We start from the raw sequence: 20,345 nt of genomic DNA, 5'->3' as shown, positions 1-20,345 counted from the left end.
ATAAAATTCGCATGCTTATTTCGGTCCATCTCACTCACTGCTTATTTCAATTCCATCAACTTATTGGAGTTCATTTTAATTTTTCTTTTGTAATGAGTAGGCTATTTTCTAATCCATCTTTTACAGCCGGATGGTCACTAAATCGTTCTAACTCGTTATAAGCGGGAATCCCATGCAGAGCTAAATCTAAACCAACTTCTTCCTCTTCAGCATTGACTCGCAGCCCGACGGTGACCTTTAATACTTTTGCTAATCCATAACCAATAACAAGCCCCCAAACAGAAATAATGACTGTACCCATCATCTGAATCATCAAAAGATGGGTGTTCCCTGTTACAAACAGCCCGTCCTTCAAATCAAAAAGACCGACTGCGATTGTACCGAATACGCCATTAATACCATGGACGGCAACAGCTCCAACGGGATCGTCAACTTTTAGTTTATCTATCGATAGAGTACCCCAAATTACTAAGACTCCGGAAAATAATCCTATGATGATTGCGGAATAGGAATTTACAAAAGAACATCCAGCAGTAATGGCAACGAATCCTGCTAATACACCGTTCATGGTCATACTTGGATCTGTTTTACCAAATCGGAAAGTATTATAAAGCATCGCCGACGTACCGCCTGCAGCAGCTGCTAATGCTGTATTTAATGCGATGGAAGATAGATTGCTGTCGAAGGCATTCAGTGTGCTGCCTGCATTAAAACCAAACCAGCCAAACCATAGAATAAAAGCACCGGCCGAAGCTAGAGGAATACTACTTGGGGCAAAGACATTTGGGCTGCCATCAGAATTAAATCTCCCTTTCCGTGCTCCCAATACAGTTGCAATAGAAAAGGCAGTCCATCCGCCTAAAGCATGTATCACAGTTGATCCGGCGAAATCCTTCATTCCAAGTTTCGCTAACCATCCATCAGCGTTCCAAACCCAATGCCCGGAAATGGGATATACAATGCCTACCACCAAAAAAACAATAATAATATATGTCTTAAACAACATTCTCTCCGCCACAGCCCCTGATATGATTGAAATCACGGCAATGGCAAATCCGATCTGAAACAATACATAAGCGGAAAGCGGCAGATCTGTTGATAACTTCAAATGTTGCGAAGCCCCCCAAAAATCAAAGCTGATCATTCCCTTATAATCGGGTCCAAACATAATACCAAACCCAATCAAGAAAAAGGACAGTACTCCAATGGTTAAGTCTACAAAAATCTTCATTGTAACGTTTACGGCATTTTTAGTTCGAACAAGACCGGCCTCAAGCAAGCTGAAACCACCTTCCATAAACACCACCATTGCCGCAGCTAATACCACCCAGATTGTATTTATAGCAACATTGGGCTCAACACTCATGATGTAAACCTCCCGGAGGTAATTCTCGTATCCACTTTAAAATGAAGATTACGTATTACCGAATTTTTGATCGAATCCCCTTTTAATCCAAATCTTGAATTTCACCAGTTCTAATACTGTGCATTTCTAGAATGGAAGATACAAAAATTTTGCCATCCCCAGCTTCGCCTGTATGAGCTGCTTTGATTATGGTTTGAATCGCTTTCTCAGCCTTAAAGTCTGATAAAATAATTTCCATCTTTACCTTTGGATGTAGATTTATTGTAAATGATCTTCCTCTATAAACTCCTGTTGAAATTTTTTCATGTCCTCGCCCCTGGACCTGTGTCACTGTAAAACTGGTGACATTGATTTCTTTAAGTTCTTCGATCACTTCACGAAGTTTTTCTGGACGAAAGATAGCTTCTATTTTTTTCATTAGTCTCCTCCGATCATTCCTTAAAAGCCCAGTTTTTTTATTATTATTATTAGAATATCCATTTTCCCATTTATAAACATAATACCCAAATGCTATAATAAATAAGCAATAGTACAAATTTACTAAAAATTACTTATTTGGGGGTTAATTAATGCATTTCTTTTTAGACGCTATGACAAAGCATTATGCTGATTTTAAAGGAAGGGCAACAAGACAAGAGTATTGGATGACTGCTTTATTCATCAATCTGATTGCGCTCGTATTTTTAATTCTGTTAACAACGACGGAATCACTTTTTTGGGGTGTATTGTTCTATATTTATTATTTCGCTATTATCATACCAATGATTTCTATGACTACTCGTAGATTACACGATATTGGGAAAAGCGGATGGTTTCAGTTAGTTCATTTTATTCCTATTATTGGTGCTATTCTCTTACTAATATGGGCATGTACGGATAGTCAACCAAATGACAATCAATATGGACCAAATCCAAAGTCGTTTGAAAATAAAGGCTATGCAAGTAATGGATCACCATTTCAAACAGCTGCAACAACAGAAGAAATATTTTGTGGCAATTGTGGTCAAAAAACGCCAGTCGGAAAATTTTGTGTACGGTGTGGAAAAGAATTACAGATATAATTTTTAAAAGGTTATCTTTTTGATAGCCTTTTATTGCTTTTAACCTATCTATTTAACTATCAATCTTCGACAGATCTCGGGGCGTGACACCGAAAAGGAAAGGAGTAATACGAAATGAATTGTGTACAATGTGGTACTGTGTTACCCAATAAAGCAAAACTTTGCTCTAATTGTGGAAACGCTGTTGTGGTTTATGAGGGACATACAGCGAATGGAGGTCCAGAAAAATCACTTGGTTTAAGTGATATTGCGAACAAAATTAATGCAGTGGCTGGAATTAATACCCCTTTAGATATAAAGTTTAAGGAAATCTTTTCGAATGTTTTTGTAAAACATACCGAAGGGGATGCGGAAGAACTTTTCTTTGTCGGCACTGCCAAGACCACCCCAAATATTGAAAATATTGTAGATAGCTGGCCAAGACCGTGGCTTTTTGCCAGGATTTTTTTAGTGGTGGGATTATTATATTTTGGGCTATATATCGGTGTAAAGTACTTCCAAAACATTAACTTTTTGCCGGGGCTTATAACAATGGGTTCCTTTATGGTTCCACTGACGATGCTCATGTTCTTTTGGGAAATGAACGTACCCCAGAATATTTCCATCTATAAAGTGGTGAAAATTTTATTTGGCGGGGGAATCCTATCTTTAATTACCGCCATTTTTATCTATAAAGGTTTTGCCGATAGCACGAGCGTCATTGTGATCGGTGTTGTCGAAGAGTTCGCCAAATTATTAGTCATTGTTTGGTTTTTACGAAATAGAAATTATAACTATATCTTTAATGGTCTTTTAATTGGAGCAGCGGTAGGAGCAGGATTTGCAGCTTTTGAATCTGCCGGATATGCCCTTAAAGTGGCAATGATAAGCAATATGGACAATATGTACTCAACGATCTTCTGGCGTGGAGTTCTTGCTCCGGGTGGACATATTGTTTGGGCTGCACTCTCGGGAGCTGCTATTTGTATGGTTAAAGGGAACAAGGACTTTCAATGGTCAATGTTAAAGGATATACGATTTTTAAGAATCTTTGTGATTGTCGTTTTTCTTCATGCACTATGGGATGTTCCATGGAGTGATACGATGGGAATTCCGTTTCCGCAGATCATTTTTACCATCGTTTCATGGATCATTGCTTTAGGTGTAATGAATACTGGACTTAAAGAGATTTCGAGTTTAAAAGAACAAACTTTACATCGACATGCTTCTAATTTATCCCCATCAGAAATCGAACAGCTTCATGTTCCGTCATAAATCTCTCAAATGAAGATTGCCTGGTCATTCCAGGCAATTTCCATTATCTTTTGTTCCATACTAAGCTTCCAGCAATCGTATCGTGAAAGGCCTGTTTCTTTCTGATATTTACAATTTGTACAAAAAAGTTTCCTTCGGTTTATATTTTGCTGCCGCAACCGGGGCAAAAATTCATTTCAGGGTATTTTTCTTCCTTTCCTTTGAGTGGCTCTAGGTAATCGTAGAAATAATCATAAATACAGTTGATCCTTACTTATTAAGATCTATTCCGCCCATCACATTAGGCTGTGAATCTGCCAGTTTTGAACCTGCCTTGTCAAAAAGGGTTTCCCCGCCGAAAATGTTTGTCTGGGTTTGCCCGATCATTTCACCGGAGTGGTTTGAAATCGTTTCACCGCCCATAACGTTAGGTTGAGTATGGATTAAGGCTGATCCAGAAGCGTCCATTACATCTTGCCCTCCCATCACATTCGGCTGTGAGTGGGCCACTAAAGCTCCAGTAGAATCATGGAAATCTTGTCCGCCCATCACATTCGGCTGCGTATAACCAACTTTCACACCATTATGATAGTAATCTTGACCGTGAAAAACATTTGATTGGGTATGGAGCTGTTCGAATTTATCAACAACGGAATTGTGTGAAAAATCCGCATGGATATCTTGCAATTGTCCATGGGCAAGCATATCTGTATGGAAATCATTTACAAACGCATTATGCCCCAAATCGTGAAAGTCAAAATCGTGAGTATGGTGGACATCACTATACTCATGGTCATGGTTATCTCCAAAACCAAAATGATCACCTAATAGATGAAAGGGGTCAATATCAAATGGCATCTTTATCATTCCTTTATTATTTAAATAAATTTTTTATTCGGTTTGATACTTGCTTGATTTTTTTTCCTTGGGACTCAACCACATATGATAATGTGTTTTCTACCCTCTCTCCAGCTTGGAGAGTCCAAGTAAACTGATATTGAGTGATTATTTCACTTTGGGGAATTTGAATTTTGTTCATTTCTTCTTCTGGCAATCCGTTTGCACGTAACTCTTTATGTAATAGGTTTAAAGATGGCTCAAAACAAAATGATACCGATAAATTTACAGAACGGAGATACATTTCCTTATTCCCGATATTGTCATAGATCAAAGCTAAATAATAAAAATATTCCCCAATCAAGTTTGAATTCGTTTCCGTATCAATAGCATAGGAAATGTAATGAATCGCACTTAAAAGAAAATGATTCTTTTTATCTAAATCTTCTTTTTGAGATAAATAGAATAAACATTTGCCGATCATTAAAAAGTCTGAAGCAGTCGATTGTTTTTCCATCATTCTTTTTCTGGATAGAGATATTGCTCTCTTCAAACATTGGGCAGGGTCAAACTTTTGATACTCATCATCAAGGGTGTTAAGACCGGCGGAAACCCCTTTCGAAACAATAAAACCAACAGGATTATAAACAATCCGTGCTGTACTTACTCCTTTCCTGATTTTGGAGTGAGTAATAAAGCATTCATAGTAAAAAAGCCAGTATAAGGGATCATTTGGAGTCTGTTTTATTTTTTCCTGAAGAATGGATAGTCCCGATGCTCCCTGGACGGCATCGCTAATTAACGTAAGCAACGGGAGGTTAGAGATCTCTTTTTTTATTTTTCTAGCAACATCCCCTGTATCTGTTTTTTGAGAATGAATGTACGGAACTGTTATTCGATTTCCGCAGTTACCGCAGAAGATTGCATTCTCTTTTAGTTGTTTACCACACTGTGAACAGAACAAAATTGGCCACCTTCATTTTTGATTAAAATTTACTATTATTTTACTATAGATTAGTCTAAAATTTCTATAAAATTAGGTAAATGATCACAAGCCGCCTGTCGTACCCCAAAATTTATCGCAGAATGGCGGTTTTGTAGATTGATTTATAGTGATAAAAGAGAGATTAATATCGCAAAGTTTCGGTGGTGACACAGGCACCGATACTCTGTTTAAATATTGCTTATGATTTGTCCATTCACAGTTCCTGATGCTTAATTTTCCAGGACGAGCTGCAATGTACAGGAAAAGTTGGGGAATCTATAAAGGAATGCATTTTTCCATAAGACAAGCATGGAAAATGGCTAGAGCGAAACGTTATGGGAGGTTTCTTTATGAAAACTATCGCTTGTGGATTTACTGCTAATATTGATCTCATTGCTAATCTTTCACAGGTGTTTTATAAAGAGATCAAGGAACATGCTCGCTTTGGTGCACCAAAGGCTGTCATTCATACGTGGGAGGAATTTTGTTCAGCCATTGACTGGAATGTCCAAAAAGGAAGCGGATCAGAGTATATTGTTACGGATCGGGCCATTTTGGAACTTCTTGAGAAAAATTTACATTGGAGGAAAGCGATCGGCGGGGGCGGCCTGCAAGCAGGTTGTGTGGCAAGCTTTGCAGGATATGGTGCATTGGTGAATGTTCCCATTCAGTCGGAGGAAATAAAAGCTTTAGTGGCAGAATATAAAGGGCTTACCCTGTTATCAGATAAAGAAGGTGAAGTTCCTAAGCATTATATTCTTGAATACGAAGCCAAGGGTTCCTTTAACCGAATCATTTTCCGGAAGGAACATGAATATCCAAGAGATATGATTACTACGGAGTTTGTTAAAAAAGTAAGGGAGCAGGATATCTCCTGGATGTTATTGGCTGGATATAATGCTGTGGATGGAAGTAAAGAAGTGGATTCCCTGTTACAAAAGACGATTCAAATGCTGGAGGAACCGGGATACAAAAAGCCAAACGTTCACCTTGAACTGGCTTCGATTTGGTCAGTGGACGAACAGTGGAAAATCATCCGTACACTTGGAAGCTTTGTCGATACGATCGGGGTAAATGAAGACGAATATCAAGAATTACTCGGATTAAAGGATCCGCTGTTAAGCTATGAAGATCATGTCTTACTAAAAATCATCGAAAATGCTTGCCAGAAACTTGGTGTTGCTCATATGATTCTTCATACCAAGGAGTTTTCAGCCATTCAATCGGCTCAGTATCATACAGCCCAGTGGGCAAATGCATTAAAGAATGGAAATCAGTTTGCCTTTTCCCGAGCTGTAACCGGTAAAATTTGCAATGTGGAGACCATCAGGCAACTAACCGCAAGTGCCGGCTTGAACGCAAGAGGTCAGAATCTGCAAGAATTAACAAAAGAACGGAAAGATATCACGATCATCCCTGCCTATATCGGAAAAACCATTAGCACTACCGGATTGGGTGATACCTTCACTGCCGGGGTATTGGTGGAAGCACCCCTACAATTTCACGGATCCTAACCTTCACTGTGAAACAGCCTAGAAGATATGGGGACGGTTCTTGTGTACCTGAAAAGGTACACAAGAACCGTCCCCATATCACCCAAAACTTTTTCCTGATCGTACACATGCCATTCAAATAAAAATTTTATTCCAACGGTAAATATTATGAAGGGACAAGAACCTGTCCCTTAGCAAATTAATCTCCCTTGTAATATTTCTCTCCCAATTTTGTCGCCCAACCCTCACACCAGAAACGATCATATGGAGGCAAGTGATGCCCTTTTGCCTTTTTGTAGTTCCGATAATGATATCGAATCGCAGAAGGTATATTTATCAAAAAAGGCATAAGTACGCCTAACAGTAAATTTTGAAAACTGTGTCCGTATTCGTGGCGTTTTAATTGTGTGCTGGCACTTTTCTGCACAAAGAAGAAACCGCCGAAGTTAACACCGCCCCAATTCTCCCCTGTTTCAAAATAAATCGCATAGCCGAATTTTTGAGGCATGCTGCCCCTGCATATCAATACAATGGCAATGATTGCTCCTATTATGTTTAAAGGTAAACCCCATGTTAATTGTATAAACCAGTATAAATATGTACGCATTTAATTCCTCTATCTCCTTAATCGAAATATACTGTGAGCGAGGGTCTGACCTCAATGTCCTGGGCATTTTAAATCAATTTTCTTCCTCATTTATCCAATTTGATGTAATATATAAATATTGGAAATTAGCAAAAAATTTACACTACTTTAACAAGTCCAAAGGAATGGAAAAATGAACGGTCATAATTACTTCAATGGATTGTACTACGAGGTGAAGGGAACGGGAGAACCCATTGTGTTTTTGCATGGAATCGGCGGAAGTCATAGTATGTTCCAACCCCAGGTGAGACATTTAGCAAACCTTTACAAGATCATCACCATAGATTTAAAGGGAAATGGAAAATCAACATCAGTCAAAACATTAAACTATTTAACGGTTCATATGGATTCAATCTTAGGTTTAATGGCCCACTTAAACATAGGTCAAGCTCACTTTGTTGGATTGTCTTATGGTGGAATTGTTACTCAATATTTTGCTATTCAACACCCTGAAAAAGTGAAAAAGATGATTCTAATCGATACATACGCCCATACTTTCCCTAAGAGCTATGATGAATTCAAATTATTATTATTAGCTGCTAGTTTGTTAATGGTTTCTTGGGTCCCCAAAAAAATATTAAAAAAATATTTATCCCGATTCTCCCCTTATAAAAATTGGGATTTGGCCCAAAGGGAGTTATTACATATTATCGAAACCTTCCGTCCAAAAGATGTAAGTAAACAGTTAATAGAGGTTTTCAATATAAATTTTTTAAGCGACTTAAATCGATTAGAGATACCAGTATTGATAATGGTGGGAGACAAGTTAAAAACCGTTATGAGAAAATCCAAAGAAATTGCGGACCACTTAGAAAACAGTGATTTGTTCGTCGTCAAAGATTCTTTTGACCCAGCGAACCTATGCCAGCCCGAAATCGTGAATTATGAAATTTTACGGTTTCTAAAGGAAAAGGCGCTTGTCAATGCCAGTATAGTACATTAAAGCAATACAGTATTAATATGTCATTTTTATAGTTTCAAACGATGAGCTGACTATATAAAATATTCAACAAAGAGGATTGATTGTATGAACAACAAAGAATTACTAGTTTCTTTATTTGAAAAGGAAATTGGTGAATTACACTCTGAAAGTGGAGATATTAGTTCGAGCGAATTAGAGTTTGTATACAAAGGTAAAATTACTGTGAAGATATTGCTAATTGAAACTACCCCAAATCATTGGTTTATTTATCATGACCTATCCAAAGAAAATCCGTTTTTACTAAAAAAAATCGCTCGAGTATGCGAAAGGATTCAAAGAATAAAAGGAAACAAGAATACTACCTTTAGACTATCAGGAGATTTGGTTGTAATTCGGAAAGAGCTGTTTGTCAAAACAGCAGTTAAAAGTGCCATTCAAAATGTTTTTACTAAACACTTTACTTTGTTTGGAGACAAGCAAGAAAAAAAAGAAAATATCCATAATACCAATATAAAAGAAGATTTAAGTGAAAATCTCTAAGAGGTAAGTGCTCATTCTCATATTAGGAGGCAAAAAACGTCCCCATATCCATGTCCACATCACCAATTCAATTCATAATATAATGACACAGGAAAATTGAAATCGATTGAAAAAGACTATCCAGAGAAAGAAATAAGTAATCAGCTTGTTTTCATGGCCCCATACCGGGCTTTTTTGTTAATTGGATGTAATTATTAAGAATAGGTTTCTGACAAATCCCAAGTCATTAAAAAAGAACACAAGAACCGTCCCTAGTAATTATTCAGTTTTCTTCCTGGCTAGTGATTGCTAAACAAACATATTTACCATATTGCTTATAATGTTCGTCACTACTAATAATAACAGCAGGCCTTTTTTTAAATCCTGGTTTATCGCTAAAAGGGAATGGAACTAGTACAATATCTTGTTTATTATAGCTTATTGTATGCGTCATCCTTTTCATTGTCCCAATCTTCCTTGAGGGATTTATTTACGATTCCATAATAAAGGCTTTCTTCTTCTTGATGTAATAATTCTTGAACCATCTCTTTTATGCTTATAATCCTATTTGCAAATGCATTTTTTTCTTCATTAGATAATGATTTTATAAATTGATTAAGTGCATCAATTTCATTAAAAATATCTTCCTTCTTGAGTGCAGACATTTTTTACACCTCACAAATAAGTTTTTTATTTATTATACCAGCTAAATGGTTAATATATCCTTTTCAGTGATACAAATTCGTAATGCAACAGGTGAAGTTGGGAAAAAATCCAGCAAGCAAGCTTGTTCCAAACCCCCGGAAGGAAGTGTAAATCCTGTGCCAATTCAATCCTTGCTCACAACCAGTAAACTGCTACAATATTTCTCCCGCTTCTGTTTGATTGTCCCTTCATAATAGTCTAAAAGACTATGTATATTCATAAGATAGGGCACGATTGAGTTTGGATATTTAAATAAATAATAGCTGCTCCAGGGGTTGTTTTCTGGAACCTGTACCATTTTGGCTTTTACAGGATTCAAGTGAATATAACGGCTTATTTCTAGCATTCCTTGTTTATCTTCGATGAATTGATCGTAATAACGTTTTTCAAAAACGTGCCCCGTTAACCGATACTTTGTGTTGTAATAATTGGCATAACGTTTATTAATAAGCGACATAAGTTTGGAAAAAGGAACTTCTGGTGAACGGATTTGAAGGTGGTAATGATTGGTCATTAAACAATAGGAGGCGATTTCAAACGGGATTTTTTCAAACAGCTGGACAAGAATATGGAGAAAAGCTTGAAAATCGGATCTGTTTCGAAAAAGCGGATCGCGGCGGTTCCCCCGGCAGACGATTTGATAATAACGATTAGGCAGCCAAATTCTTTTCTGACGGGACATTTACGTTTCCCTCGCCATACTTTGTTGTTTATGGAGTCCCCATCGTCTTAACGTCATCGCTTCCCAAATGGAAGTGTCTGTAATTTCTTCTTCTCCAGCCAAATCCGATATGGTTCTCGCCAACCGAATCATTTTGATTTGCACCCGGTTGCTCCAGTTCTGTTTAGCTGCTACCTTCATGATCATCGCTTTTTGGTCAGCTGTTAAGGGACTTGTTTCATTTATTATCTCAAATGGGATTTTAGCGTTAGAGATTTCAGTTTGATATCGCTGATATTGAAGTTTCCGAGCCTTTTCCACTCTTCTACGGATTTCAATTGAGGACTCTAGTCTTTCTGCCGGCTTGTCCAAATTGACTGATTTCAGCGATAAAAGGATATCAATTCGATCATAAACCGGTCCTGACAACCGATTGCGATAGGTTTGAATTTGCTTTTGGGAACATGTGCAGTAATGAAGATTGGAGCCAAGGTAGCCACATGGGCATGGATTCATCGCCCCAATTAAAATAAAGGATGAAGGATATGTTACGGTAGAATGAGCTCTGCTGATCGTTACCTCGCCTGTTTCAAGCGGCTGCCGTAACATATCGAGCGTCTTTTTCGTGAGTTCAGCTATTTCATCAAGAAACAATACACCACGATGGGCAAGTGAGATTTCTCCTGGCTTTGGCGTTGAACCTCCTATAATGGCAACTGACGATGCAGAATGATGGGGATGTCGATATGGGATTGTTTGGGGTGACATCCGTTTCTCCCCGGCAAGCTGATAAAGACTAAGCACTTCTAGCTGGGCCTGATTTGTTAACGGAGGTAAGATCGACGGAATTGTTTCTGCCATCATGCTTTTTCCACATCCCGGAGGACCGCTCATTAAGACATTATGTTCACCGGCAGCAGCAATTTCTAATGCCCTTTTTGCTGATTCATGGCCAATCACATGGCAAAAGTCCTTCTGCGGCAACTCCATAAAAAGAGGAACTTGATCCTCAAATGGTAATGTAGGGAAGAAAGATAGACTTTCTTGACCTTCTAGGTGTTGGACTACTTCTTCAATATGGTGCACAACGATACATGCCAAATCCTCAAGCATATTGATTGGTATGCTGGGGTCATAAGGCAGATAAACCCGCTTTAGCCCTAACCTCTTCGCAGATAATAGCGCCGGCAGCATCCCTTCTGCTTTTACAACCGTACCATCGAGGGACAAGGCACCAATAAAAGCATTTTCAATTGGAGTTTTTCCTTTTATTACATTTAGTTCCTTTAATGCTGCAATTGCGATAGCCAGATCAAATAGCGGTCCATTTTTCTTTTCCTCAGACGGTGACAAGTTAACGACCACCTTTTGATCAGTCACATCCACATCAAATACGCTAAGTGCCGCTAACACCCGTTCTCGTGACTCCTTTACCGATGCATCTGGCAGACCTACAATCACCATTGATTCAGTACCGGGAGAGATCCTTACCTCCACCTGGACACGATAGCCCTCAAGACCTTTTAAACCAATACTTGATACCTTTTCCGTCATAGAATAACCTCCTACATAGGTTTAGCTTCTTTCAGAAAAGCAATTACAAATGGCTGGTTAAAATAATACTTTTGATTGGAATTTTCAAAAAAAGATTGTGAAAAAAAGAGAAGAATAATTGTGGCATGATGAGTAGATTGAATACGAGGTATGTAAATAAATTTCTAATAACTTACTTTCTACAAAAACAATCATAATCCTGCAAAATTTTAAAAATCACTAAAAAGTTTGGGTGGTGCCTATTATGACTTCTAAAACAATCTTGACCTTTGAATATGATGAATATTGGTATTGCCTGTCCAAAAGTAGACGGAATAACTGTCCATATATCCAACAAAAAGATACAATTTGTAAATGCAGCAACAGTTAATCCGTACAAAAGGCTCCTACTGTATCTCTATGTCATCCAATCATCCAATTCTACTTGCCTATCAATCTTCGACAAATATCATGCGGCGACACAAGTACTGTTGTCATACCATTAGAAGGACGCGAGCCAAACTAGGACTCTCAAATTCTACAAATCTCGACAAAACTCGGGTGGTGACAGGCACCGAAACTTAACAGAGTTTTTCAAAGTTCTTGATTTTGAAAAAGAATTCAACCCTCTCATCCTACAAATCTCGACATATATCGGGGAGTGACAGGTACCGGAACTAGGCAGGTTGTGTGGCAAGCTTTGCAGGCTTCGGTGCATTGGTGAATGTTCCCATTCAGTCGGAGGAACTAAAAGCTTTAGTGTCAGAATATAAAGGGCTTACCCTGTTATCAGATCAGGAAGGTGAAGTGCCAAAGCATTATATTCTTGAATACGAAGCCAGTGGTTCCTTCAACCGAATTATTTTTCGGAAGGAACATGAATACCCAAGGGATATGATTGCTACGATGTTTGTTAAAAAAGTAAGGGAGCAGGATATCTCCTGGATGTTATTGGCTGGATATAATGCTGTGGATGGAAGTAAAGAAATTGATTCCCTTTTACAAAAGACGATTCAAATGCTGGAGGGACCGGGATACAAAAAACCAAACATTCACCTTGAACTGGCTTCGATTTGGTCAGTGGATGAACAGTGGAAAATCATCCGTACACTTGGAAGCTATGTCGATACGATCGGGGTAAATGAAGACGAATATCAAGAATTACTCGGATTAAAGGATCCGCTGTTAAACTATGAAGATCATGACTTACTAAAAATCATCGAAAATACTTGCCAGAAACTTGGTGCTGCTCATATGATTCTTCATACCAAGGAGTTTTCAGCCATTCAATCGGCTCAGTATCATACAGCCCAGTGGGCACATGCATTAAGGAATGGAAATCAGTTTGCCTTTTCCCGAGCTATAACCGGTAAAATTTGCAATGATGAGACCATCCGGCAAATAACGGCAAGTGCCGGCTTGAACGCAAGAGGTGAGAAACTGCAAGAATTAACAAGAGAGCGGAAAGATATCACGATCATTCCTGCCTATATCGGGGAAACCATTAGCACAACCGGCTTAGGAGATACCTTTACTGCAGGGGTATTGGTGGAAGCACCAGTACTATTCAGCGGATACTGACCTTCACTGAATGAAATGACCTAAATTTCCATGCGCCTTGGATTTTGCTGTGAAAGAAGATTAAAACCAGCAATCCTCATGATTCAGCTAAACTCCTAAAGTCCCATTTTGTGCAAGTCATCGACAAATATAGGGGTGTGACAGGCAACGGAACTAATTAGAATAGAAACGGTAGAACTGTCCTTTTGATCTTTTCAGACTTTTAATAGAAGTTTATCCAATGCACGTACTTGATCATAAGCGTTTAATAGATTGTCAGATACCAGTGTTCTTCCATATTCCCAAGCATTCTCTTCGATTTCTGCTAAAAGCTGTTTCTTTTCTTCTTCTTCACCATAATAGAGAGTCTTTAAAACTCGTGTATTTTTCCTAAATTCCAAATAATAACTGAGCTCATGATAAAGAATAATTTTCACAAAGTTTTCATCTGTTTCTTTAATTTTAAAGTTAATTTTAGCGTTATATCCGTTTATTTGGATATAGTTAAACTTTATCGTATTTGTCGATACGTTATAACTCATTGGTGCAATGAGTTTATCGCTGAATTCGACATTTATATTTAGTTTGAGCTCTTGTAATGTATTTTTAACTATTTCCTCAATATCCCATATATAAAGCATTTACTTTTACACTTCCTAAAAAAACATTTTCATCAATCGCAAGAAAACCTTATCTTTCTTCAATTGAACTCTCGATTCTCGTTAGCAGAAATTGTAGTTATTTCCCGGGAATTTGTTGAAATTTGAAAAATAGTGAATTTGAATAGTAGGAATAAAAAATTGTAACAAAAAATGAACCACCCGTTTGGCTCATTTCGCTTAAACGATCTCCAGTGAATTTCACTTGAGCCTCCGGCTGCCTTTGGTAGATCGCCCGATACATTGGACATATCTTAGTGCTCTTCGAAGCAGGTACCAATATTGTTAAGAGATGAAACACTTTGACCTTTTTGTTTTAATTGATCTATCTTAAACAGGCACCTTATTTACGGAATATGAAAAAAAGTCTCTCCCATTTTCCTTTAGGTTTTTGTATCACTTCTTCTAAACGTTTATTAAAATCATTCTGTGAACGCCATTCTTTTATCTGTTCGTCCTTCATATTTTGTATTTCTTTATGTAAAAATTCGTTTATTTGTTTTTCTTGTTGCAGTAATGTTTCGTAATGGGTCCTTTGTTGTTCAGTTAATCTTTCAATTTTAGCATGAGTTTTTTGCGCTGAATTTGCAATATTGGAACTTATAGCATGGTGATCTTGCTGAAGCCGGGAAACAGTTGTTTTAAGGTGAGACATATCGTTTGTCAGCTGGACATTCATTTCACGTGTGGCTGCAAGTTCATTAACTAAAAACATTAAGATCTCTTTTATTTGATTAGGATCTTGGGGTAAGTTGTCAAATGTATCGGATATCGAAATTTCTGTTTCATTGGATCCTTCTAATTTTTCTTTTTGTTGATTCGCAAGGTCTTTGGCTGTATCGTCCAGAGGCTTGTCCGTATCGCTTAACGATATACATTCTTCGATGTCGGATTGTACAAAGATACGCTGATTGCCATCTTTTAAAAATTGATATCCATTTCGCTCTCAAATTTGGCCAATCCTTCGAACAGCGGGTGGCGCAATCTCCACTTCTTCTGCCACTTCCTTGGAAGAGAAAGCCCGTTCATACGGCTGTATATCACGCCGCATTTCGCTCCTCCTTTTCTATTACATATGAAGGGTTTTGGATCTATTTTCTAGTTATATCGCCCAGCGATACGGAACAAAAAAGAGCCGTGGCTTGCTTCAAGTTTGTTTTTTGTTTAGCTGCATATCGCTTAAATAGATCTCCAATAAATCCCACTTATCATTCAGATGCTTTTGGTAGATCGCCCGATACATTATATGTATTGCCGGGCTCTTCAAAAGCGGCACCAAATTCTGTTAAGAATATCAGAGACATATCGTTTGTTATCATATCGCGTATATATCTCCTTTTCTATTAAATATGAAGGTTTTCGGAAAAATTTGGAAGTCATATCGCCCAGCGATACGAAACAAAAAAAGAGCCGTTCATCCCCTTTCTTTAGGAACTCTATTAAGGATGACGTAATGCCCTAACAATGAGGTAATGCACCCGTTCATAATTAATCTATAAAATTGAAAATCAGCAATACGTTCAATGTATCGCTTTTTTCGGGTAAATTCAGGCATCCAAATTCACCCCTTATTTGACTAAAATTGAAAAAATCTCCCTCAAAAATGATTTTTGGCCGCCATTTTAAACAAAAAATCCTTTTTTTGAGCTCAAAATTCATTTTTGGTGATTCGCTAACGTTTCCCTTTCTTTGTATGGTAAAGGTACCCGGAAATACAGAAACAGCGCGCGATCCTGAAAAGAAAGATTGGAAAAATTGAAAGAGTGGTGCAAACTGATGAATTTAAAAGCTGGCAAGATTGATGAATTTGAGGAGTTTTCACAATTTAAGCAGTTAAAAGAATTTAACCGCCATATGGAGATGTGGCTGCTGGAATATCGAGATGCATTCTCGAAAGGTGAGCTGGTTGCCTTTAAACGACTGGTTCGTTTTTCTGCAAAAATCCCAGGAGTTTGCAATGCAAAAATTGGTACGATGCTGAAGGCCATTCATGATGAGTACAACGGGAACGGCATTTCCCGCTCGACCTTTAAACGGATGATTCTAAAGGCTAAGGAATTAGTAATGATCTCCGTCTATGAAACAGGAAGAAAAAATGGTTCACAAACCGCAAACCTCTATGTTTTCAACCGTTTTCCAAAAAATGAACCACCCAAAAAGGAAGAAATGGACCACCCTAAAGAAACTAGTAATCTTTCTGAAACTAAACATCAAGAGACTAAAGAACGTAAGGAAGAACCGTTCCATTTAGATCACACTTTTACAAGTGACCGAGTACCAAAGCCTTTTGTTCAATTAGTCAAATTCTTTTTTCCAGATGCGAAAACGATTGAGGAATACTGGAAAATGACCGAGATTGCAGCTTACAAGAATGTTTGTGAAGAAAACAAAGAAAAAGCATTGGAAGTCGGCATTCTAGCGTTTAAACAATTAATTACTAAAATGAAATCAACCAACATCAAAAATCCGATTGCCTACTTTTACGGAATCCTGGAGCGAAAATTTGATGAGCTTTTTCATGAAGAACTCTATCAAATGTACATTAAATAATATACACGGGTAATATACACGGGGACGGTTCTTGCGCCCCCAAAAAGGTGCATGAGAACCGTCCCCGTGAACTTACCGTGAAAACTTCTTTACTTATAGTTTTTAACGATTTCAGTTAATAATAGGATGGCTTCTGAAAAAACATCTTCATCAATATCAAATTTAGGATGATGATGGGGATACCTGCTCTTCTCTCCATTCATGCCTACAAAGATGAATGCTCCCGGTTTTTCTTGCAAATAATAGGAAAAATCTTCTGATCCCATTACCGGATTGACTAGCTCAAATACTTCATTGCCGAATATGCTCCGTATAATGGATTCAACAAATTCAGATTCCTTAGGATCATTGACTAGTGGAGGCGTTCCAGTGATAAAATTGACTTTACCTATAGCTCCAAATGCCTTGCAAATTCCTTCTGTAAGTTGAACCATTTGACTATGAATGGTACGAACGGCTTCTGGTGATAATGTCCTAATGGTACCAATGATCTTTGCAGAGTCAGGAATAATGTTATAAGTTGACCCTGATTCAATTTTTCCAACTGAAATCACACTGGGGTCCATTGGATTCACTTTACGACTTATGATACTTTGTAAAGATTGGATCACATGTGTTGCAATATAAATGGGATCAACGGTTTCATGTGGCATGGATCCATGTCCTCCATACCCTTGTATGGTTATCTCAAAGTCATCCACCGAGGCCATCATTGGACCAGGTCTTAAACCGATTTTCCCCTTATCTATTCCTTGCCATAAGTGGATACCAAAAATGGCATCGACATTTTTTAAAATACCTTGCTTTACAAGTTTATCTGCTCCACTCGGTGAAATTTCTTCAGCTGATTGAAAGATAAGAACAATATTCGGTTCAATGTCCTGTGTATTTTTTGATATCCATTCTGCTACAGCTAAAAGAATAGCTGTATGGCCATCATGTCCACACATATGGGCAACTCCAGGATTTTTAGAAATATACGTCTTATCCCCTTCTTCAGTAATGGGCAGAGCATCGATATCCGCTCGTAAAGCAACCGTCTTGTTTCCTTTTGTTCCTTTGACAAAACCAATGAGACTTGGTGGCTGAAAGTCTAAAATTTCAATATTTAACGCTTCTATTCGATTGCGAATAAATTTACACGTTTCATATTCTTCTCCTGATAACTCTGGATGTTGGTGAAGATAACGGCGATCTTCAATGGCTTTTTTTACTAACTGTTCATTCATCATTTAAAATCTCCTTCTTAATAAAACGGTCCATCTTGAATTGCCTGTGCAATAACAAGTGCCATTATCGCAATAACAAATTGTATAAGGAAGAATGGTAAATACCATTTAAACCATTTTCCATAGGAAATACCAGCAACCGCAAGCGCTGCAATACTATTACCTGTTGGGAAATGCGATTTGTCATGCCATCTCCAAACTGATCAGCAAGAACTGCTGTTTGTTTGGTTAAAGGTGCCATCAGTGGCATTGTTAAGGCAGCTTGCCCGCTACCCGATGGTACAAAGAAGTTCATGACTAATTGTAACAAAAACAAGAACCGTCCCCATGTCACCAAAATGTCTAAATTTGTTGACTATAGTCAACATCCCAAAAGACCTATCAATAGTAAAATATACCTATATAAGGTTTTTAAGACGTATCCATCAACTCCCCAGACCTGCTTCCTTGCAAAAATCTTTATTACTCGAGCTTGAGCAAGTTTCCACTTTTCGTTATTCACCATCTGCCGAGTGATGATTTTGGATAACTAGAAAAATTTATTCCCCCAGAAAAACCTTGTATATTCATTTTTTCCAAAAAGTTACGAAACCTTCTAAGGAGGTGCAGGAAAATGTTATGAACCTGGTAATTTTGAGCTTTTAAATGAGAAATAAAGTAAATAAAAAATGATTGTACAAGGTACGGCTTTTCTTCTGGCTTGACGTAGATTAAACGTTGTTTTTACTTAATACTAAATGTTTACCTAAGGAAACATTTGTTGCGTATAGTGCGTAGAAGAAAAGGACTAATCATTATGTAATGTTCTCAAAAAGGAGACTACTACCCTTGAAAGACAAAGAGTCTATTTTCATCGGCAACGTCATTATACGATTAAGAAGAGCAAAGCCAATGAACCAAGAGGAACTAGCTTTTCAAAGCGGACTTGATCGATCATCCATGAGTAAGATTGAAACAAACAAAAGCGAGCCAAGTCTCTGGACCATTTTCTCTCTTGCTAACGCTCTAGGAATGAAACCATCAGAGCTAGTAAAAGAAATTGAGGAAAATGTAGATTTCGATTTTTGTCCAGAAGGGGATCAAAATTTCAAACCAAAGAAATGAAACCGTATAGAGTTCTATTTGTTTTGAAAAAACTGTAGCAAACTATCCTCATTGCTCGTTCTCGTAACAAAGATACGATCAACTAGAATATCAAAATCAGTATCTTTTATTTCTCAGCTTTCTAAAAAAGGCCCTTAAATTGACATTTCTATTTTAGGTACTTAAGCTTGCGGAAATCCTTAGTCATATCAAGATGCGCTTTTCCGAAAATCTTTCAATAAAGCAGATGCAGGAGTTGATCCGTTTGATGATGGAAGATCATTACTTTATTAATCAATTTATGATGTACATGACAGGCTTTTACGACCGGAATGGAAAGACATGTACGCTTGTCAGAGAAGTGGACGGGATTTTTGTTGTGGACAAATCCCCCATCGAAATTCTCGAATTTAGTATTAAAAAGGTCGGTTTTAATTTAAAAGGGGCGATCGAAACCTCCAGATCGACCTTGGGTGATATACATATGTGTCCAATTATGGTGAATCCGCTTAGGAACATTGTTGTTTTTCCAACTCAATCCGCCAAGCGGGACGATGCGATGTGGTTTAATCCTGAACATATTTCGAGAACGTATAGATCCAAATGTATGGATCGAAAAACAACGGTGGAGTTCAAGAATGGACTTACGATTAAAGTGGCTTCTAGATTATCTTCTTTCAACACTAAATTACAGACGGCAGAACAATATGGAAAAATGAAAATTGAGGCAGGAAAAAATCCGATTTCTTTTGTTCTTGACCCGAAAAAGAGGGGAATCCTTCTCAGTTCATTTTTGACAATAAAATGTTTGACGGAATTATTGGAAGTGATTTTTTGATTCAACCGATCATTGCAAACACAGATTCTTTATACTACGGAAAAAAGGATTCATAATTTCGTCGTTTTACCTAATGATGAAACTACTCCATAAAAGGGACGTTTTTACGTCCCTTTTCTTAATCAAACGTTTGATTAAGAAATTTCGAATCATTTTCACTACCAATAGTGATGACAATTTATACGGGACAGTGCATCCGGCAAACCCACAATCACAACAGATTCCGTCCCGGGTTTAATCCTTACCTCCACATGGACATGATAGCCCTCAAGTCCTTTTAAACCAATACTGGATACTTTTACAGTCATTGAATAACCTCCTAAACATAGGATGAATATTTCTGGAATGACAAATCAAATGGTCGATAAAAAAGACAAAATTGATACTTTTGAATAGGAAATTTAAATTAGAATGTGGAAAAAATTAATATATTGAAGAAGGAATGAAGGAATAACAACTTGGCTT

The 20,345-nt window shown here is 37.7% G+C and carries 22 protein-coding genes and 1 pseudogene; 9 read left to right on the top strand and 14 right to left on the bottom strand.

The features are described from left to right. Nucleotides 1-70 precede the first annotated feature (70 nt). Together JN080_RS12405 and JN080_RS12400 are read right to left on the bottom strand one after the other, a co-directional pair. A complete protein-coding gene (locus JN080_RS12405) occupies nt 71-1,366 on the bottom strand; it encodes an ammonium transporter (RefSeq protein ID WP_256236322.1) in 1,296 nt (431 codons plus the stop codon). 82 nt (nt 1,367-1,448) lie between these two features. Then, nucleotides 1,449-1,784 carry a P-II family nitrogen regulator gene (locus tag JN080_RS12400; protein ID WP_256236321.1) on the bottom strand — a complete coding sequence of 112 codons (336 nt, stop codon included), beginning with the start codon at nt 1,782-1,784 and terminating at the stop codon, nt 1,449-1,451. A 151-nt stretch (nt 1,785-1,935) separates the two neighbouring features. On the opposite strand from JN080_RS12400, the gene JN080_RS12395 reads away from it, so the two are divergent. Both JN080_RS12395 and JN080_RS12390 read left to right on the top strand, forming a co-directional pair. Continuing rightward, nucleotides 1,936-2,427 (top strand): DUF805 domain-containing protein, encoded by a 492-nt coding sequence (locus tag JN080_RS12395; protein WP_256236320.1) that lies wholly within the window; start codon nt 1,936-1,938, stop codon nt 2,425-2,427. Between the two features lie 114 nt (nt 2,428-2,541). Beyond that, nucleotides 2,542-3,681, top strand: coding sequence for a PrsW family glutamic-type intramembrane protease (locus JN080_RS12390; RefSeq protein WP_256236319.1), 1,140 nt, complete (start codon nt 2,542-2,544; stop codon nt 3,679-3,681). A 249-nt stretch (nt 3,682-3,930) separates the two neighbouring features. Here JN080_RS12390 and JN080_RS12385 read toward each other — a convergent pair whose 3' ends face one another. Both JN080_RS12385 and JN080_RS12380 read right to left on the bottom strand, forming a co-directional pair. Beyond that, a complete protein-coding gene (locus JN080_RS12385) occupies nt 3,931-4,518 on the bottom strand; it encodes a hypothetical protein (protein WP_256236318.1) in 588 nt (195 codons plus the stop codon). A gap of 16 nt (nt 4,519-4,534) precedes the next feature. Continuing rightward, nucleotides 4,535-5,461 (bottom strand): zinc ribbon domain-containing protein, encoded by a 927-nt coding sequence (locus tag JN080_RS12380; protein ID WP_256236317.1) that lies wholly within the window; start codon nt 5,459-5,461, stop codon nt 4,535-4,537. A gap of 371 nt (nt 5,462-5,832) precedes the next feature. Here JN080_RS12380 and JN080_RS12375 point away from each other — a divergent pair, with 371 nt between their 5' ends. Then, nucleotides 5,833-6,996, top strand: a complete 1,164-nt coding sequence (locus JN080_RS12375) for an ADP-dependent glucokinase/phosphofructokinase (RefSeq protein ID WP_256236316.1) — start codon at nt 5,833-5,835, stop codon at nt 6,994-6,996. Nucleotides 6,997-7,174: 178 nt separating this feature from the next. On the opposite strand, the gene JN080_RS12370 is transcribed toward JN080_RS12375, so the two are convergent. Then, nucleotides 7,175-7,582 (bottom strand): hypothetical protein, encoded by a 408-nt coding sequence (locus JN080_RS12370; protein ID WP_256236315.1) that lies wholly within the window; start codon nt 7,580-7,582, stop codon nt 7,175-7,177. A gap of 172 nt (nt 7,583-7,754) precedes the next feature. Here JN080_RS12370 and JN080_RS12365 point away from each other — a divergent pair, with 172 nt between their 5' ends. Together JN080_RS12365 and JN080_RS12360 are read left to right on the top strand one after the other, a co-directional pair. Then, a complete protein-coding gene (locus JN080_RS12365) occupies nt 7,755-8,564 on the top strand; it encodes an alpha/beta fold hydrolase (RefSeq protein WP_256236314.1) in 810 nt (269 codons plus the stop codon). Between the two features lie 84 nt (nt 8,565-8,648). Further along, nucleotides 8,649-9,083: a hypothetical protein gene (locus JN080_RS12360; RefSeq protein ID WP_256236313.1), complete on the top strand. Its 435-nt coding sequence runs from the start codon at nt 8,649-8,651 to the stop codon at nt 9,081-9,083. Nucleotides 9,084-9,345: 262 nt separating this feature from the next. Here JN080_RS12360 and JN080_RS12355 read toward each other — a convergent pair whose 3' ends face one another. The 4 genes from JN080_RS12355 to JN080_RS12340 form a co-directional block, all read right to left on the bottom strand. Then, the gene (locus JN080_RS12355) at nt 9,346-9,525 is read right to left on the bottom strand and encodes a type II toxin-antitoxin system PemK/MazF family toxin (RefSeq protein WP_256236312.1); all 180 of its coding nucleotides are present in this window, start codon (nt 9,523-9,525) and stop codon (nt 9,346-9,348) included. After that, entirely contained in the window at nt 9,494-9,727 is a 234-nt protein-coding gene (locus tag JN080_RS12350; protein WP_256236311.1) for a hypothetical protein, read from the bottom strand. The genes JN080_RS12355 and JN080_RS12350 overlap by 32 nt, the downstream gene beginning before the upstream one ends. 164 nt (nt 9,728-9,891) lie before the next feature. Then, complete coding sequence (locus JN080_RS12345; protein WP_256236310.1) at nt 9,892-10,449, bottom strand: transposase; 558 nt, start codon at nt 10,447-10,449, stop codon at nt 9,892-9,894. Beyond that, nucleotides 10,450-11,982 carry a YifB family Mg chelatase-like AAA ATPase gene (locus JN080_RS12340; protein ID WP_256236309.1) on the bottom strand — a complete coding sequence of 511 codons (1,533 nt, stop codon included), beginning with the start codon at nt 11,980-11,982 and terminating at the stop codon, nt 10,450-10,452. A 669-nt stretch (nt 11,983-12,651) separates the two neighbouring features. Between JN080_RS12340 and JN080_RS12335 the strand changes: the two genes are divergently transcribed. Continuing rightward, nucleotides 12,652-13,542: an ADP-dependent glucokinase/phosphofructokinase gene (locus tag JN080_RS12335; protein ID WP_256236308.1), complete on the top strand. Its 891-nt coding sequence runs from the start codon at nt 12,652-12,654 to the stop codon at nt 13,540-13,542. Nucleotides 13,543-13,736: 194 nt separating this feature from the next. Here JN080_RS12335 and JN080_RS12330 read toward each other — a convergent pair whose 3' ends face one another. Both JN080_RS12330 and JN080_RS12325 read right to left on the bottom strand, forming a co-directional pair. Next, the gene (locus JN080_RS12330; protein WP_256236307.1) at nt 13,737-14,162 is read right to left on the bottom strand and encodes a hypothetical protein; all 426 of its coding nucleotides are present in this window, start codon (nt 14,160-14,162) and stop codon (nt 13,737-13,739) included. A 361-nt stretch (nt 14,163-14,523) separates the two neighbouring features. After that, nucleotides 14,524-14,895, bottom strand: coding sequence for a hypothetical protein (locus tag JN080_RS12325; RefSeq protein ID WP_256236306.1), 372 nt, complete (start codon nt 14,893-14,895; stop codon nt 14,524-14,526). A 1,061-nt stretch (nt 14,896-15,956) separates the two neighbouring features. Here JN080_RS12325 and JN080_RS12320 point away from each other — a divergent pair. Then, a complete protein-coding gene (locus JN080_RS12320) occupies nt 15,957-16,730 on the top strand; it encodes a hypothetical protein (RefSeq protein ID WP_256236305.1) in 774 nt (257 codons plus the stop codon). Between the two features lie 89 nt (nt 16,731-16,819). Here JN080_RS12320 and JN080_RS12315 read toward each other — a convergent pair whose 3' ends face one another. Together JN080_RS12315 and JN080_RS12310 are read right to left on the bottom strand one after the other, a co-directional pair. Beyond that, nucleotides 16,820-17,962 (bottom strand): M20 metallopeptidase family protein, encoded by a 1,143-nt coding sequence (locus JN080_RS12315; protein WP_256236304.1) that lies wholly within the window; start codon nt 17,960-17,962, stop codon nt 16,820-16,822. A gap of 14 nt (nt 17,963-17,976) precedes the next feature. Beyond that, nucleotides 17,977-18,254 (bottom strand): annotated as a pseudogene (locus tag JN080_RS12310) (hypothetical protein). 533 nt (nt 18,255-18,787) lie between these two features. Between JN080_RS12310 and JN080_RS12305 the strand changes: the two are divergent. Both JN080_RS12305 and JN080_RS12300 read left to right on the top strand, forming a co-directional pair. Next, nucleotides 18,788-19,063, top strand: coding sequence for a helix-turn-helix domain-containing protein (locus JN080_RS12305; protein WP_256236303.1), 276 nt, complete (start codon nt 18,788-18,790; stop codon nt 19,061-19,063). A 247-nt stretch (nt 19,064-19,310) separates the two neighbouring features. After that, the gene (locus tag JN080_RS12300) at nt 19,311-19,880 is read left to right on the top strand and encodes a competence protein ComK (RefSeq protein WP_256236339.1); all 570 of its coding nucleotides are present in this window, start codon (nt 19,311-19,313) and stop codon (nt 19,878-19,880) included. Between the two features lie 158 nt (nt 19,881-20,038). On the opposite strand, the gene JN080_RS12295 is transcribed toward JN080_RS12300, so the two are convergent. After that, nucleotides 20,039-20,188, bottom strand: coding sequence for a hypothetical protein (locus tag JN080_RS12295; protein WP_256236302.1), 150 nt, complete (start codon nt 20,186-20,188; stop codon nt 20,039-20,041). Between the last annotated feature and the right edge of the window lie 157 nt (nt 20,189-20,345).

Source organism: Bacillus sp. EB600 (assembly GCF_024494385.1).
Classification (GTDB): domain Bacteria; phylum Bacillota; class Bacilli; order Bacillales; family Cytobacillaceae; genus JAEVLT01.
Note: the sequence above shows the minus strand (reverse complement) of the source record. Positions and strands in the feature narration are given on the sequence as shown.

Bases quoted from the DNA above. Each gene is read 5' to 3' on its own strand.
- JN080_RS12405 (WP_256236322.1), bottom strand. From the start codon at position 1,366: ATGAGTGTTGAGCCCAATGTTGCTATAAATACAATCTGGGTGGTATTA.
- JN080_RS12400 (WP_256236321.1), bottom strand. From the start codon at position 1,784: ATGAAAAAAATAGAAGCTATCTTTCGTCCAGAAAAACTTCGTGAAGTG.
- JN080_RS12395 (WP_256236320.1), top strand. From the start codon at position 1,936: ATGCATTTCTTTTTAGACGCTATGACAAAGCATTATGCTGATTTTAAA.
- JN080_RS12390 (WP_256236319.1), top strand. From the start codon at position 2,542: ATGAATTGTGTACAATGTGGTACTGTGTTACCCAATAAAGCAAAACTT.
- JN080_RS12385 (WP_256236318.1), bottom strand. From the start codon at position 4,518: ATGCCATTTGATATTGACCCCTTTCATCTATTAGGTGATCATTTTGGT.
- JN080_RS12375 (WP_256236316.1), top strand. From the start codon at position 5,833: ATGAAAACTATCGCTTGTGGATTTACTGCTAATATTGATCTCATTGCT.
- JN080_RS12370 (WP_256236315.1), bottom strand. From the start codon at position 7,582: ATGCGTACATATTTATACTGGTTTATACAATTAACATGGGGTTTACCT.
- JN080_RS12365 (WP_256236314.1), top strand. From the start codon at position 7,755: ATGAACGGTCATAATTACTTCAATGGATTGTACTACGAGGTGAAGGGA.
- JN080_RS12360 (WP_256236313.1), top strand. From the start codon at position 8,649: ATGAACAACAAAGAATTACTAGTTTCTTTATTTGAAAAGGAAATTGGT.
- JN080_RS12355 (WP_256236312.1), bottom strand. From the start codon at position 9,525: ATGAAAAGGATGACGCATACAATAAGCTATAATAAACAAGATATTGTA.
- JN080_RS12350 (WP_256236311.1), bottom strand. From the start codon at position 9,727: ATGTCTGCACTCAAGAAGGAAGATATTTTTAATGAAATTGATGCACTT.
- JN080_RS12345 (WP_256236310.1), bottom strand. From the start codon at position 10,449: ATGTCCCGTCAGAAAAGAATTTGGCTGCCTAATCGTTATTATCAAATC.
- JN080_RS12340 (WP_256236309.1), bottom strand. From the start codon at position 11,982: ATGACGGAAAAGGTATCAAGTATTGGTTTAAAAGGTCTTGAGGGCTAT.
- JN080_RS12330 (WP_256236307.1), bottom strand. From the start codon at position 14,162: ATGCTTTATATATGGGATATTGAGGAAATAGTTAAAAATACATTACAA.
- JN080_RS12325 (WP_256236306.1), bottom strand. From the start codon at position 14,895: ATGTTTTTAGTTAATGAACTTGCAGCCACACGTGAAATGAATGTCCAG.
- JN080_RS12320 (WP_256236305.1), top strand. From the start codon at position 15,957: ATGAATTTAAAAGCTGGCAAGATTGATGAATTTGAGGAGTTTTCACAA.
- JN080_RS12315 (WP_256236304.1), bottom strand. From the start codon at position 17,962: ATGATGAATGAACAGTTAGTAAAAAAAGCCATTGAAGATCGCCGTTAT.
- JN080_RS12300 (WP_256236339.1), top strand. From the start codon at position 19,311: ATGATGGAAGATCATTACTTTATTAATCAATTTATGATGTACATGACA.
- JN080_RS12295 (WP_256236302.1), bottom strand. From the start codon at position 20,188: ATGACTGTAAAAGTATCCAGTATTGGTTTAAAAGGACTTGAGGGCTAT.